This window comes from Ramlibacter sp. (assembly GCF_028291745.1).
In the GTDB taxonomy this organism is placed as follows: domain Bacteria; phylum Pseudomonadota; class Gammaproteobacteria; order Burkholderiales; family Burkholderiaceae_C; genus Ramlibacter.
In genome coordinates this window covers 162,690-176,007 of the sequence record NZ_JAQGNQ010000056.1, presented here as the reverse complement: position 1 = coordinate 176,007, position 13,318 = coordinate 162,690, and the positions used below count along the sequence as shown (strand labels likewise).

General features: G+C 68.5%; 13 protein-coding genes. 7 read left to right on the top strand and 6 right to left on the bottom strand.

The features are described from left to right. Positions 1 to 36: 36 nt before the first annotated feature. Genes JWP60_RS09950 through JWP60_RS09940 form a run of 3 tightly spaced genes read right to left on the bottom strand, consistent with a single transcriptional unit; the run spans position 37 to position 1,509 of the window. Positions 37 to 369, bottom strand: a complete 333-nt coding sequence (locus JWP60_RS09950) for a hypothetical protein (RefSeq protein ID WP_299789993.1) — start codon at positions 367 to 369, stop codon at positions 37 to 39. Positions 370 to 371: 2 nt separating this feature from the next. Continuing rightward, positions 372 to 845 (bottom strand): OsmC family protein, encoded by a 474-nt coding sequence (locus tag JWP60_RS09945; protein WP_299789990.1) that lies wholly within the window; start codon positions 843 to 845, stop codon positions 372 to 374. 13 nt (positions 846 to 858) lie between these two features. After that, positions 859 to 1,509 carry a GntR family transcriptional regulator gene (locus JWP60_RS09940; protein ID WP_299789987.1) on the bottom strand — a complete coding sequence of 217 codons (651 nt, stop codon included), beginning with the start codon at positions 1,507 to 1,509 and terminating at the stop codon, positions 859 to 861. Positions 1,510 to 1,766: 257 nt separating this feature from the next. Here JWP60_RS09940 and JWP60_RS09935 point away from each other — a divergent pair, with 257 nt between their 5' ends. After that, complete coding sequence (locus JWP60_RS09935) at positions 1,767 to 2,612, top strand: hypothetical protein (protein WP_299789984.1); 846 nt, start codon at positions 1,767 to 1,769, stop codon at positions 2,610 to 2,612. A gap of 58 nt (positions 2,613 to 2,670) precedes the next feature. Here JWP60_RS09935 and JWP60_RS09930 read toward each other — a convergent pair whose 3' ends face one another. Together JWP60_RS09930 and JWP60_RS09925 are read right to left on the bottom strand one after the other, a co-directional pair. Beyond that, complete coding sequence (locus JWP60_RS09930; protein ID WP_299789981.1) at positions 2,671 to 3,999, bottom strand: TAXI family TRAP transporter solute-binding subunit; 1,329 nt, start codon at positions 3,997 to 3,999, stop codon at positions 2,671 to 2,673. Continuing rightward, positions 3,996 to 4,973: a P1 family peptidase gene (locus tag JWP60_RS09925; RefSeq protein WP_299789978.1), complete on the bottom strand. Its 978-nt coding sequence runs from the start codon at positions 4,971 to 4,973 to the stop codon at positions 3,996 to 3,998. Before JWP60_RS09925 ends, JWP60_RS09930 begins: the two co-directional genes overlap by 4 nt. A gap of 104 nt (positions 4,974 to 5,077) precedes the next feature. Here JWP60_RS09925 and glgP point away from each other — a divergent pair, with 104 nt between their 5' ends. The 6 genes from glgP to JWP60_RS09895 all read left to right on the top strand — a co-directional run bounded on the left by glgP (position 5,078) and on the right by JWP60_RS09895 (position 12,787). Next, positions 5,078 to 6,766, top strand: coding sequence for an alpha-glucan family phosphorylase (gene glgP, locus JWP60_RS09920; protein ID WP_299789975.1), 1,689 nt, complete (start codon positions 5,078 to 5,080; stop codon positions 6,764 to 6,766). 175 nt (positions 6,767 to 6,941) lie between these two features. Continuing rightward, complete coding sequence (locus JWP60_RS09915) at positions 6,942 to 7,232, top strand: hypothetical protein (protein ID WP_299789972.1); 291 nt, start codon at positions 6,942 to 6,944, stop codon at positions 7,230 to 7,232. A gap of 114 nt (positions 7,233 to 7,346) precedes the next feature. Continuing rightward, positions 7,347 to 7,691, top strand: coding sequence for a DOPA 4,5-dioxygenase family protein (locus JWP60_RS09910; protein WP_299789969.1), 345 nt, complete (start codon positions 7,347 to 7,349; stop codon positions 7,689 to 7,691). 89 nt (positions 7,692 to 7,780) lie between these two features. Next, positions 7,781 to 9,475 carry a long-chain fatty acid--CoA ligase gene (locus JWP60_RS09905; RefSeq protein ID WP_299789966.1) on the top strand — a complete coding sequence of 565 codons (1,695 nt, stop codon included), beginning with the start codon at positions 7,781 to 7,783 and terminating at the stop codon, positions 9,473 to 9,475. 106 nt (positions 9,476 to 9,581) lie between these two features. After that, positions 9,582 to 11,096, top strand: coding sequence for an ATPase domain-containing protein (locus JWP60_RS09900; protein WP_299789963.1), 1,515 nt, complete (start codon positions 9,582 to 9,584; stop codon positions 11,094 to 11,096). Further along, a complete protein-coding gene (locus JWP60_RS09895) occupies positions 11,093 to 12,787 on the top strand; it encodes a response regulator (RefSeq protein WP_299789960.1) in 1,695 nt (564 codons plus the stop codon). Before JWP60_RS09900 ends, JWP60_RS09895 begins: the two co-directional genes overlap by 4 nt. A gap of 34 nt (positions 12,788 to 12,821) precedes the next feature. Here the strand turns inward: JWP60_RS09895 and JWP60_RS09890 are convergent, their stop codons facing one another. Then, positions 12,822 to 13,289, bottom strand: a complete 468-nt coding sequence (locus tag JWP60_RS09890) for a hypothetical protein (RefSeq protein ID WP_299789957.1) — start codon at positions 13,287 to 13,289, stop codon at positions 12,822 to 12,824. Positions 13,290 to 13,318 lie beyond the last annotated feature (29 nt).

Sequence of the window (13,318 nt, the reverse complement as noted above, 5' to 3'; positions counted from 1 at the left end):
ACCCTCTCCCCGAGGGAGAGGGCGCAAGACCGTGCATCAGGCCTGCCACACCCCATACCCCTTCTCCCGCAACGCGATCCCCAACTCCACCTCCATCTCCACCGCAGCGTGATACGGCATGGGGTTGTAGACCGCATACAGGTCGGGCCGCAGCCGCACGCCGAAGTCCTCCACGAAGCCGTTGGCCTGGATGCCGGCCTTGTGGCGGTCGAAGCGCAGGTCGGGGTCGAGTCCCGTCATGCCGACATAGACGAAGGGCATGCCCAGGCGGTAGTCGGGATTGCAGCGGCGAAAGCGCGCGTTGTTCCAGACGCGGTCCTCGAGTTCGACCACATAGACGTGGTAGGTGGCGCGCGGCTTGCGGGGCATGCTCAGACCTGCCGCCACCCGCCTTGCACGCGTACCTCCCCGCGCAGCGACTGGCCGATGTTGCAGCGGGCATGCGCCGCGTGGTGCAGGGCGGCGAGCGCTGCGTCGTCGGCGGGCTTGCTGCCCGATAGCACCACCTGCGGGTGCAGCACGACTTCGACGATGCCCATGGCGCCGTCGGGAAAGGCGGCCAGTCGCCCTGCGGCGGCGTCCTGGTAGCTGTCGACCACGAAGCCCTGCGCCGCGGCCAGCGACAGGAACCACAGCATGTGGCAGCTGGAGACCGCGGCGACCAGCGCCTCCTCGGGATCCACCGCTGCCGGATCCGACAGTGGCACGCGCACCGAATGCGGCGAGCTCGAGCCGGGCACCACCGCGCCGCCGTCGAAGCGCCAGGCGTGCGCGCGGGGATAGCGGCCATCGACGAAATCGGCGGTGCCGCGCGTCCATTCGACCGTACAGGTATGGCTGCTCATGGTGGGCTCCTTCTCAGGCAGCTTTCGCCAGGCTGGCGAGGGCGCTGCGCTCGGTCTCTTGCAGGTGCGCCTGCAGCACCCGGGTGGCCGCGGCCGCGTCGCGCCGCTTCACCGCGCGGATCAGCGCGTGGTGTTCCTCGTGCCAGCCTTGCGCGCGGCTGCCGGGCTTCAGGCGGGCGAAATAGAAGCGGTCGACCCGGAAGCGCAGCCGCCGCACCGTCGCCATCGATTCGGCCCGCTGCGCGGGGGCGTACAGCGCCTCGTGGAATTCGCGGTCGCCAGCGATCCAGTCCGCCACACCGTGTGCCTTGTCGAGGGCGGCCTGCACCGTCTCCACGCGATTGAGCGTGGCGGCGGTGTGCAGCGGCACGGCCTCCATCAGCATGTCGCTCTCGATGAGCCAGCGCAGGCGGAACAGTTCGCGCAGTTCCGCTGGACTGGTGGTGCGCACGAACATGCCCTTGTTGGGAACCATGTGCAGCAGGCCTTCGGCCTGCAGCTGGAACAAGGCCTCGCGCACCGGCACGCGGCTGACGCCGTATTCGATCGCGATCTCTTCCTGCCTCAGCGCTTCGCCACCGGCCCAGCGGCCGCGATCGAGCGACTGCCTCAGCAGCTGCGTGACGGCGGAGGAGGTGGTCTGGGCAATGGACGAGGCAGGCATGGGCTCGATTTATACGTGTATACAAGTTGAGCCACAAGGCACCTATGGCGCCACAACAACAGGGCAGAGGCAGCGCCCGATCGATGGTTTTGCTGCCTGGGAATATTCACGAATTCGTGATCATGCCCCGCTGGAGTGCATGAGTTTTTCACACCTACAGGCCCTGTAGGACAAGACGCTGTAACAGCCCGAACTTTCGCTGACACCGTCTCTCAGTAGGTCTTGTTCGCAAATTTTCCAAGACAAGGGACTCGAGGATGAAAGAGCGTATCGCTTCGCACCTGACCGCCACGCACAACGTGGTGATGCTGGCAGCCCTGCTCGGCATCGGCCTGACCGGCTCGGTCGGCACGAGTCCCGCTCCGATTTCGGACACCCTGGTTCAGCGCGTGCAGTTCGGCAAGGTGGGTGCGCCCGCGCAGGTGGCGCTGGCCACGAACGCGCAGGCCGCGCGCTTCCCCCTGAAGTTCAGCCCCAACAGCTACTACGACCAGCTGCGCGCCAAGCTCAACTGGCTGCCGATCCGCTATGCCGGCAACCTCCTCAAGACGCCGGATTCCGAGTCGCGCCTGCTGCTGGCGCAGTCCGCCGCCAAGCGCGCCGGCCTCGAGCAGGTGGGGCTGAGCTACCGTGACGTGTACGGCATCATCCGTGCCGAGACCTCGTGGATCCCGCGCCTGGGCGCCAGCAAGGACGGCACGCCCAACCTGGGCCTCGCGCAGTTCGAGCCCGCCACGGCCAAGGCCGTCGGCCTGACCGACCCCAGCGACCCGGTGCAGGCCGTGCACGCCGCTGCTTTGCACCTGCGCGATGCGGCCGTGTGGAGCGCCAAGCGCATCGCCAACCTCAAGCTGACGCCGGAACAGCGCGCGGTGAAGCTGCGCGAAGGCGTCTCGATCTACTACAACCTCTCCAGCAAGGGCCGCAGCGTGTGGAACGGCCTCAACACGGCCACCTTGCCGATCGAGACCCGCCGCCACATCGCCAATGCGCGCATCGGTGCCCGCGAAGCCGGCGAACTCGAACAACAGCTGGAGGAGCTGAAGGGCCGCATGAGCCAGCCGGGCATGATGACCGCCTCGTACCAGAGCAACGGCGGCTGAGCGCGCCCGCTCCCGTCGACGACGCCGGCCGGCTGCGCAGCCCGCCGGCGTTTCTGTTTCAGCCCGCGCCCACGGCCTTCCTGCGCACCACGTCGATGTTGTTGCGCAGCGCGTAGAGCTCCTCCGCATACGCCAGCGGCACCGTGATGCGCCCCACGCGTTCATCGAGCGCGTCGAGTTCGCGCACGACTTCGGCCGCGCCTTGCGGCTGCGCGGCGAGCCGGTTCTCGATGTCGCGCAACTGCCCGTACCAGCGGAACACGCGCGAGCGGATGCGGAACTGGTACACCGGCGGCACGATGCGCGAGAGCGGCAGCAGCACCGCGACGATGATGCCCAGTGCGAGCCACATGCGTTCCACCAGGTTGGCCAGCCCGAACGGCAGCCACCGTTGCAGGAACGGCTGGCCGCCGGCGATGGTGCGTTCGGCCTCGCGCGAGATCGGATATTCGCTGTGCTCGAGGTTCGGGAAGCTGCCGGCGCGGTTGAACCATCCCGCCGGCCCGTGCAGATCCCGGGCCGTCTGTGCGAACAGTTGCAGCAGCGCGGGATGCGTGCCCTGGCGCGCGAGCAGCGCCGTGGTGGTGGCGACCAGGCGCACGTCCTGCGGCGGTTGGTCGCGTGCCAGGTCCACCACGCCGCGCGGCAGCAGCACCGGCGTCAGGAAGGGGAAGCGGCGCGAATACGCTTCGCTCTGGCTGAAGTCCATCAGCTTCACCCCGGGCGTCTGCAGCAGCATCTGCACCATCAGCGATTCGGGTGCCGAAGCAAACACGAGGGCATCGATCTCGCCCGCGAGGAAGGCGACGGTCGCCGGTGTCTGGTCCAGGTGCGAGAGCTTCAGTCCCGCGGGATCGATCTTGTTGGCCTCGAGCAGCTTGTTCATCAGGAAGGGCACGCCGCTGCCGACGGTGCCCACGTTCAGCCGGAAGAACTGCATCTGCGGCAGCGCACTCACCACGCCGCCGGGCAGATTCTTCGTCGCATCCTCGCGGTAGAACAGCCAGAGCGGCTCGACGAACAGGCTCCCGAGCGACTCGATGCCGCTCTCTTCGTTGGCATTGCGATCGTCGCTGCCGCCCTGCACGAAGCCGAGATCGGCGCGCCCTTGTCGCAGCAGCTGCAGGTTGGCCGACGAGCCTTCGCTGGGCAGCAGCACCACGTCGATGCCATAGGGCTTCAGTGCCTTCTGGTAGCGCTTGCCGAATTCATCGTAGGCACTCTGCGCCGGGCCCGTGGCGAGCGTCACCCGCTTGGGCGGGTTCGGATCGAGCCACCAGTAAGCCAGCACCAGCAGGCCGATGGCGAGCAGCGCCACCGGTCCCGCGGAAATCAGCAGGTCGCGCAGCGACACGAGCGTGTAGCGCAAGGCCTTCGCCGGCGTCATGCCAGCTCGCCACAGGCGGGCAGGTGCAGGTCGCCGACCGAGACGCCGCGGGCTGCGTGCACGGCGCGGACCACCGCCTGCGCGCAGGCCTCGGCCGCCATGGTGCACAGCGTCATCATGCCGAGCGTGCGCCCGCTCGCGCCGGTGGCGAGCGCAAACAGCGCATCGCCGTCGGACAGCGTGTGCACCGGATTGATGGCGCGCGCCAGGCCATCGTGGCCGACGGTGGCCAGTCGCCCGGCCTGCGCCTTGGTGAGGATGGCGTCGGTGGCGATCACGCCGATGGTGGTGTTGCTGCCAGCCAGCATGGGCCGCGGCACGTCACCGCGCAGCAGCGCGCGCCGGGTATCGAGCAGCGCGTTGCCGTCCTCGGTGCGGGCGCCCGCGATCACCTGTCCGGTCGCGGGATCGATCACGTCGCCGACCGCATTGCAGGCGACGATCGCACCCACCGTGATGCCGTCGACCGTGATCGAAGCGGAGCCGATGCCGGCCTTCATCGCCCGGCGGAACCCGAACACCTTGCCGACCACCGCGCCGGCGCCGGCACCGACGTTGCCCTCCGCGGGCGCCGCGGTGCTCGCCGCCACGCAGGCCGCATGGCCCGCCGCGGCGTCGGGACGGATGCGCGGATCGCCCAGCGGCAGGTCGAACAGCACGGCGGCCGGCACGATGGGCACACGCACGGGCCCCACCTGCAGTCCGATGCCGCGTTGATCGAGCCACTGCATCACGCCGCTGGCCGCATCCAGGCCGAAGGCGCTGCCACCGGACAGCAGCACGGCATGCACCTGTTCGACCACGTTGCCGGGCGCCAGCAGGTCGGTCTCGCGCGTGCCCGGCGCCGCACCGCGCACGTCGACGCCACCCACCGCGCCAGCGCGCGCAAGCACCACGGTGCAACCGGTAGGCCGGCGCGGATCGGTGAAGTGACCGACCGCGATGCCGGCCACATCGGTGATGGAAGAGCTCATGGGGGGGCATTATCGGTCGGCACATGTCAGCCATGCAGCGCGTTGCTCCCTGCCCAAGCCGCGGCGTCTGGTGCATCATCGCGGCAGACAACGCGGAGCTGCGCATGGCTGTTCCCAATCCCAACCGTCCCCGCATCGCCTACTTCTCGATGGAGATCGCGCTGGAGGACGGCATCCCCACGTACAGCGGCGGCCTGGGCGTGCTGGCGGGCGACATGATGAACAGCGCGGCCGATCTCGGCGTGCCCATCGTCGCCGTCACGCTGGTCAGCAGCGAGGGCTATTTCCGCCAGGAGATCGTGGCGGGCAAACAGGTCGAGCGACCGGAGCACTGGGACCCGCCGGCACGCGCGCAGCGCCTGGACTGCAAGGTCTCGGTGCGCGTGGGCGACCACGACGTGTGGATAGGCGCGTGGCAATACGACGTTGCCAACCAGTCCGGCCCGTTCTCGCCCGTACCGGTGATCCTGCTCGACACCGACCTGCCGGAGAACCGCCCCGAAGACCGCGAGCTGACGCACTTCCTCTACGGTGGCGATTCGACCTATCGCCTGCGGCAGGAGATCGTGCTGGGCGTCGGCGGCGTGCGCATGCTGCAGGCGCTGGGCCTCAACATCACCAAGTTCCACCTGAACGAAGGCCACTCGGCATTGCTCACGCTCGAGCTGCTGCGCCAGCGCGGCGCGGCCGAGGCGCGCGGCACCGCGCTGCAGGACGCGGTGACCGCGGTGCGCCGGCGCTGCGTCTTCACGACCCATACGCCGGTGGAGGCGGGGCACGATCAATACAACTACGGCCTGGCCGAGCAGTGGATCGCCGGGCTGGTGCATCCCAGCGTGCTGCATACCTTGGGCGGGCCCGACCGGCTCAACCTCACCCGGCTGGCGCTGTCCCTGTGCGGCTGGGTGAACGGGGTGGCGCAGCGCCATGCCGAGGTGTCGCGCGCGCTGTTTCCCGGCTACGAGGTGCATGCGATCACCAACGGCGTGCATGCGATGCGCTGGACCGCCCCGCCGATGCAGGCGCTGTTCGACCGTCACATCCCGCAGTGGGGCCACGAGCCCGAGCTGCTCGTGCGCGCCTTGCGCATTGCCGATGCCGAGATCGTCGCGGCGCACATGGAGGCCAAGCAGCAGTTGCTGCAGGCACTGGCGAACGCGCCCGGCGCGGCCCAGCTCGATCCGGCGCGCTTCACCATCGGCTTCGCCCGGCGCATGACCGACTACAAGCGCCCCGGACTGCTGTTCTCGGACCTGCAGCGGCTGCGCGCGATCGCGCAGCGGTTCCCGTTCCAGGTGATCGTGTCGGGCAAGGCCCATCCGCACGACGAGGCGGGAAAGCGCCACATTGCGAGCCTGCACGGCTGGGCGCAGGAGCTGGGCAGCGTGGTCCCGGTCGTGTTCGTTCCGAACTACCGCATGGAAGTGGCCAGGTGCGTCGTCTCGGGCGTGGATCTCTGGTTGAACACGCCGCAGCCGCCGCTCGAAGCGTCCGGCACCAGCGGAATGAAAGCCGCGATGAACGCGGTGCCCAGCCTCAGCATCCTCGACGGCTGGTGGCTGGAGGGCTGCGACGAGGGCGCGACCGGCTGGGCGATCGGCGACGACGGCGGCGATGCCAACCAGCATGCCGCTTCGCTTTACGACAAGCTCGAGCACATCATCCTGCCGACCTTCTACGAGCGGCGCGCCGAGTGGTCGTTCGTGATGAAGTCGACCATCGCCCGCAACGGCTCCTACTTCAACAGCCACCGGATGCTGCGGCGCTATGTGTCGGAGGCGTACTGGAACTGAGCGCTACCGTCATCACGTCTTGTGCACTCATCCGTGGGCCCGTCTGGGGCAGGACACGTCCTACCCGCGTCCCAAGGCTTCTCCGACAGGGTCCAATCGCTGGGCTTCGCACAATGACGCTTCTGCCGGCATGCGCCGGCAATCTTCCCGCAACAACGGCCGAGAGAGGAACCCCATGAACGCAGAGACGTCGTCCCAGAACCCCTTCCCCACCAGCGCCGAGAATGCCGGCAGCAGCGGAACCAACGGCCTCAATGGCGACGCGAACCGCGTGCGCCGCATGGCCCAGACCCTGCACGAGGCGGTCGATTCGCTCGAGGAAAAGCTCGGCTCCGGCAGCGAGCGCGTGATGGGCCTGCAGGAGGAATACGGCAACATGGCGCGCGACCAGGTCCGCAGCAATCCGCTGGCTGCCCTCGGCGTTGCCTTCGCCGCCGGCTACATCATCTCGAAGATCCTGCGCTGAACGCAGGGCGCTGCGCGCGGACGCAGCGGCCTCCCGGCTCCCGCTGCCTGGCACACCGCGCCCGGCGGCGGAGTGCTGCGCGAAGCCTTACCGCGCCCGCGCTCACAATGCGCCATGCCGCGCCGCCCCCTGAACCTCCATCCGGCGTACCACGCCCACGTCTACTTCGACGCGGCCACGGTGGACCAGGCCCGCGCGCTGTGCGAGGAGGCCGGGCGCCAGTTCAAGGTGGCGGTCGGCCGCGTGCACGAACGCAACGTGGGGCCGCATCCGCGCTGGAGTTGCCAGCTCGCATTTTCGGCAGCCGAATTCGATCGCCTCGTGCCCTGGCTGGAGGCGCATCGCAACGGGCTGGACATCCTGGTGCACGGCTTGAGCGACGACGCCGTGCGCGATCACACCGAGTCGGCCTACTGGCTCGGTAACGAGTGGCCCCTCGACCTGGATACCCTGCGCTGACGTCGCCTGCGCGACCGCGCGTGGGGCTTCCCCGCATGCCCGTGCTGCCGGGTTTGGCTATCGTCGCGGCTTCAGGAGTCTCGCCCTTCATGGATCGTCCGCACCACAAGTTCTGGCCCAAGCGCCTGCCGCATGCGCTGACCATTCCCGCCACCACGCTATGGGACAACCTGGCGATCAGCGCCCGCCGGTATCCGGCCAAGCCCGCCATCGTGTTCTTCGGCCGCATCTTCCCGTATGCGGAGGTGCAGCGGCAAGCCGAGCGGCTGGCCGCGCGACTGCATGCCCTCGGGGTGAAGAAGGGCGACCGCGTGCTGCTGGACATGCAGAACTGTCCGCAGCTGCTGATCGCGCACTTCGCCATCCTGCGCGCCAATGCGGTGGTGGTGCCGGTCAATCCGATGAACCGGGCCGAGGAGCTGAAGCACTACATCGTCGACCCCGATGCGAAGGTCGCGATCACCACCGGCGACCTCGCCCCCGAGATCGCCAAGGCGAACGCGCAGTTGCCGCGCGAGCAGCAGCTCGCCCATCTGGTGGTCACGCAGTTCACCGATGCCTTCGATCCGCAGGCGCCGCACGCGGGACCAATGCCAGGGGCGTGGAAGGACTGGCTGCTGACGCGCCACCCCTTGCCCGAGCTGCCGCACGGCGACGTGCTGGCGTGGACCGATGCGCTCGCCAACGAGCTGCCGCTGCCGCCGCTGACGGTGGGTCCGGAAGACCTCGCGATCCTGCCCTATACCAGCGGCACGACCGGCCACCCCAAGGGCTGCATGCATCCGCACCGCAGCATCCTGCACAACGCGCTGGCCAGCAGCCTGTGGGGCAATGCCTCGCCGGAAGCGGTCACGCTGCTGGTGGTGCCGATGTTCCACATCACGGGCATGGTGAGCCTGATGCACTCCAACATCTACACCGGCGCCACGCTGGTGATGATGCCGCGCTGGGACCGCGACGTCGCAGGCTGGCTGATCTCCAACTGGAAGGTCACCACCTGGACCAACATCCCGACGATGGTGATCGACCTCCTGGGCAGCCCCAACTTCGCGCAGTACGACCTCTCCAGCCTGGCCTACATCGGCGGCGGCGGTGCGGCCATGCCGCAGGCCGTGGCGCAGCGGCTGCTGGAGCAGTTCGGCCTCAGGTACGCCGAGGGCTACGGCCTCACGGAGACCGCGGCGCCCTCGCACAGCAACCCGCCCGATGCGCCCAAGCAGCAGTGCCTCGGCGTGCCCTTCGTGAGCTGCGATGCGCGGGTGGTCGACCCGGAGACCTTGCAGGAACTGCCCGCCGGCGAGCAGGGCGAGATCATCGTCCACGGACCCATGGTCTTCAACGGCTACTGGAAGCGGCCCGAAGCGACCGAGGCGGCCTTCATCACCTTCGCGGGCAAGCGCTTCTTCCGCACCGGGGATCTCGGGCGCATGGACCAGGACGGCTATTTCTTTCTCACCGATCGCCTCAAGCGGATGATCAACGCGTCCGGCTTCAAGGTCTGGCCGGCCGAAGTGGAGGCGCTGATGTTCCGCCACCCCGCGATCCAGGAGGCGTGCGTCATCTCGGCCCGCGATCCCTATCGCGGCGAGACCGTCAAGGCGGTGGTGGTGCTGCGCGCGGCCTTCAAGGGCCAGGTCGGCGAGCAGGAGATCGTCGACTGGTGCCGCGAGAACATGGCCGTCTACAAGGTGCCGCGCATCGTGCAGTTTGCCGACGCTCTTCCCAAGAGCGGCAGCGGCAAGGTGATGTGGCGGACCTTGCAGGAAGCCGAAGCCCCGGCGTGAGTCGGGCGCGCGAGCTCGAACTTGTCGGAACCCGCCTACACCCCCTCAGCCACCCAGCAGATAGGATTGCAGCGCAGCCGCATGTCCTCGCGGCTGCTCGCACTGGATGAGACGCAACGCTTCGACCCCCGATCTTCCCGTACAGGAACGCGCATCGACCGGCATCGCCGGGCTCGATGACATCCTGGGCGGCGGCCTTCCCACCAATCACGTGTATCTCGTCGAGGGCGATCCCGGTGCCGGCAAGACGACGCTGGGCCTGCAGTTCCTCCTGCAGGGCGTGCGCCAGGGCGAGAAGGGCCTGTACGTCACGCTCTCGGAAACCGCGAGCGAGCTGCGGACCGTCGCGGCTTCGCACGGCTGGTCCCTGGAGGGCATCGAGCTGTTCGAGCTGGTGAGCAGCGAAGGCCTCAGCCCGGACCTGGAACAATCCATCCTGCATCCCTCGCAGATCGAACTGGGCGAAACCGTACGCGGCGTGATTGCGGCCGTCGAGCGCGGGCAACCGGACCGGGTGGTGTTCGACAGCCTCTCGGAGATGCGCCTGCTGGCGCAGGATCCCCTGCGCTATCGCCGGCAGGTGCTGGCACTGAAGAAATTCTTCGGCGACCAGGGTTGCACCGTGCTGCTGCTGGACGACCGCAGCAGCCGCGACAGCGACTTGCAGTTGCACAGCATCGCCCACGGCGTGGTGAGCCTGGAGCAGTCGGCCGACCAATACGGCCCCGAGCGGCGCCGCCTGCGCGTGTACAAGATGCGCGGCATCAAGTTTCGCGGCGGCGATCATGACTTCGCGCTCGACACCGGCGGCCTCTCGGTCTTCCCCCGGCTGGTGGCGGCCGAACATCGCCTGCGCACCGAGTTCAAGATCGTCAGCACCGGCGTGCCCGAACTCGATGCCCTGATGGGGGGTGGCCTGCCGTGTGGCAGCAATACGCTGTTCAGCGGGCCGTCCGGCGTCGGCAAGACGACCACCGCGCTGACCTGCGTGATCAGCGCGTTGCGGCGCGGCGAGCGCGCGGCCTATTACCTGTTCGACGAAGGCCTCTCCACGCTGGTGGTGCGCGGCAAGGCGCTGGGGCTCGACATGTCGCCCTTTCTCGAGAGCGGGCAGCTGCGCGTGATTGCGCTCGACCCGGCCGAAGTATCGGCCGGCGAGTTCGCCCACATGGTGCGCCACGCGGTCGAAGACGACCAGGCGATGATCGTGGTGATCGACAGCCTCAATGCCTACCTGCACGCCATGCCGGGCGGCAAGTACCTGATGCTGCAGATGCACGAGTTGCTCACCTACCTGAACCACCGCAATATCGTGACCATCCTCATCCTGGGCCAGCACGGCATGCTCGGGGAAATCGAGTCGGACATCGACATGAGCTACCTGGCCGATGCCATCCTGCTGTTTCGCTTCTTCGAATCCCGCGGCAAGCTGCTCAAGGCGATTTCCATGGTCAAGAGCCGCACCAACCGGCACGAGCAGACGATCCGCGAATTCCGCATGGGCCCGCAGGGGATAGAGGTCGGGCCGGAACTGACCGACTTCCAGGGCGTGCTGGCCGGCGTCACGGCCTATCACGGCAAGCTTCCCCTGCTGGGCGATTCCGCCGCTGGAGCGCGATGATGGACCTGCGCGTCCTGATCCATGCCCCCCGCGGGCGTGACGGCAACGTCGTGCAGACGGTGCTGTCCGGACAAGGCATTCCCTCGCTGGTGTGCGCCGGCGAGGACGAGCTGATCGCCGCGTTGCAACAAGGCGCGGCCGCCGTGATCCTCACCGAGGAGGCACTGCCGCAACTGCTGTCGGATGACCGCCTGCTCGCGTGGCTCAAGCAGCAGCCGCCCTGGTCCGACTTTCCCTTCGTGGTGCTGGCGACCAAGCGCGAGGGGCGGCGAGCTGACAACGATTTCCACTCGCTGCACAGCCTGGGCAACCTGGTGCTGCTGGAGCGGCCCCTCAATCCGGAGACGCTGGCCAGCGCCGCCGAATCGGCCGTGCGCGCGCGCCGGCGCCAGTACGCCGCCCGCGAGCACCTGGAAGAACTCAAGCGCACGCGCAGCGAACTCGAAGGCCTCAACGGCGAACTCGAAGACCGTATCCTGATGCGCACGCGCGAGCTGGCCAGCGCCAACGACCGCCTGATGAAGGAGATCAACGAGCGCGAGCGGGCGCAGCAGGCGCTGACCCAGGTGCAGAAGATGGAGGCGATCGGCCGGCTCACCGGCGGCATTGCCCACGACTTCAACAACCTGCTGCACGTGGTCAACATGAACCTCGAGCTGGTCTCCCTCTATGCCAAGGAGGAGAAGGTCAAGCCCGTGGTCGAGCGCGCCAAGAGCGCGGCGCGCCGGGGCGCGCGGCTGACCAACCAGTTGCTGTCGTTTGCCCGCAGCCAGTCGCTGTTGCCCAAGCTGACGCGCGTCAACCAGTTGATCCTGGGCATGAAGGACCTGCTGGAGATCTCGGTGGGTTCCGGCGTCGAGGTCGAACTCGACCTGTGCGAGGAAGACGCGGCCGTGGTGCTCGATCCGAGCCAGCTCGAGATGGCGATCCTCAACCTCGCGGTGAACTCGCGCGACGCGATGCCCGAGGGCGGCAAGCTGAAGATCGCCACCGGCACCCGCTACCTCGATGAGGACCCCGACATCGAGCCGGGCGACTACGTGCTGATCTGCGCCACCGACAGCGGCTCCGGCATCCCGTCGAACATCCTGCCGAAAGTGTTCGATCCCTTCTTCACCACGAAGCCGGTGGGCACGGGAACCGGCCTGGGCCTGAGCCAGGTGTACGGCTTCACGCGGCAGTCATCCGGCATCACCCGCATCCGCAGCGCCGAGGGGCAGGGCACGACGGTGGAGATGCTGTTCCCGCAGGCCGATGCCGAGGGCGAGGAAGCGACTGCCGTGCGCCAGCAGCCGGAAGTTCCCGCACTGGCCGGTGCCTGCCACATCCTGGTCGTGGAGGACGATCCCGATGTGCGCCGGGTGATCGTCGAATGCCTCAGCTTGATCGGCTACAAGGTGACCGAGGCCGCCAACGGCAGCGAAGCGCTGGCGCAGCTTGCGGCGGTGAAGCCCGACCTGCTGGTGGTCGACTACGCGATGCCCGACATGACCGGCGCGGAGGTGATCTCCGAGGCCCGCAAGCTGGTGGGCAACCTGCCCGTGATCCTGGCCACCGGCTACGCCGACATGGCGGCCGTGGAGCGCCTGGCCGGCAAGCCGCGCATCCTGCGCAAGCCCTTCGACATCGCCCAGTTGGGCGATGCGGTGAGCGGCGTGCTGGAAGAGGCGAAGGACCGCGCGGTGGCGTGAGCGAGGCTAGGAGCCTGGGCGGCCGCCCAGGCTCCTAGCGCCTGCTGCGCATGGCCAGGCTGCCCACCAGCAAGCCCAGCGCAAAGCACGCGTAGACCCCCGTCATGTCGGGCCGCGCCAGCCGATGCTCGAAGCCGGGCGTCAGGCGCTTGGGCGTGAGCTGGTAATCGACGAAGCAGGCGACGCTGGCGGCGGCCACCGCACCGGCCGCGGCCGGCAGCGGCTGCTTCGCGATCGCCCGCGTGCCCCAGGCCTTGGCATGCAGCACTCCCCAGAACAGCGAGGCGCCGTGGTGCGTCAGATAGCCCGTGAGCGTGTAGGTGAGACTGGGCGCGTCCTGCCGCAGCGAACGGTCGCCGAAAAACCAGTGGCTCACCGCGTTGACCGGGGCGGCCGGCACGCCGCGGCGCGCCCCGGCCCAGGCCAGGTACAGGGCGGAGAAGACGCTCGCGAGGCTGCCGGAGACCAGGCCCTCGCGCATTGCTTGTTTCCAGGTGCTCATTGCGCCGAGTCTAGGCAAGGCGCGGCGCG

Coding starts and splice junctions, on each gene's coding strand:
- JWP60_RS09950 (WP_299789993.1), bottom strand. CDS start 369: ATGCCCCGCAAGCCGCGCGCCACCTACCACGTCTATGTGGTCGAACTC.
- JWP60_RS09895 (WP_299789960.1), top strand. CDS start 11,093: ATGATGGACCTGCGCGTCCTGATCCATGCCCCCCGCGGGCGTGACGGC.
- JWP60_RS09900 (WP_299789963.1), top strand. CDS start 9,582: ATGAGACGCAACGCTTCGACCCCCGATCTTCCCGTACAGGAACGCGCA.
- JWP60_RS09910 (WP_299789969.1), top strand. CDS start 7,347: ATGCCGCGCCGCCCCCTGAACCTCCATCCGGCGTACCACGCCCACGTC.
- JWP60_RS09890 (WP_299789957.1), bottom strand. CDS start 13,289: ATGAGCACCTGGAAACAAGCAATGCGCGAGGGCCTGGTCTCCGGCAGC.
- JWP60_RS09915 (WP_299789972.1), top strand. CDS start 6,942: ATGAACGCAGAGACGTCGTCCCAGAACCCCTTCCCCACCAGCGCCGAG.
- JWP60_RS09930 (WP_299789981.1), bottom strand. CDS start 3,999: ATGACGCCGGCGAAGGCCTTGCGCTACACGCTCGTGTCGCTGCGCGAC.
- glgP (WP_299789975.1), top strand. CDS start 5,078: ATGGCTGTTCCCAATCCCAACCGTCCCCGCATCGCCTACTTCTCGATG.
- JWP60_RS09905 (WP_299789966.1), top strand. CDS start 7,781: ATGGATCGTCCGCACCACAAGTTCTGGCCCAAGCGCCTGCCGCATGCG.
- JWP60_RS09945 (WP_299789990.1), bottom strand. CDS start 845: ATGAGCAGCCATACCTGTACGGTCGAATGGACGCGCGGCACCGCCGAT.
- JWP60_RS09935 (WP_299789984.1), top strand. CDS start 1,767: ATGAAAGAGCGTATCGCTTCGCACCTGACCGCCACGCACAACGTGGTG.
- JWP60_RS09940 (WP_299789987.1), bottom strand. CDS start 1,509: ATGCCTGCCTCGTCCATTGCCCAGACCACCTCCTCCGCCGTCACGCAG.
- JWP60_RS09925 (WP_299789978.1), bottom strand. CDS start 4,973: ATGAGCTCTTCCATCACCGATGTGGCCGGCATCGCGGTCGGTCACTTC.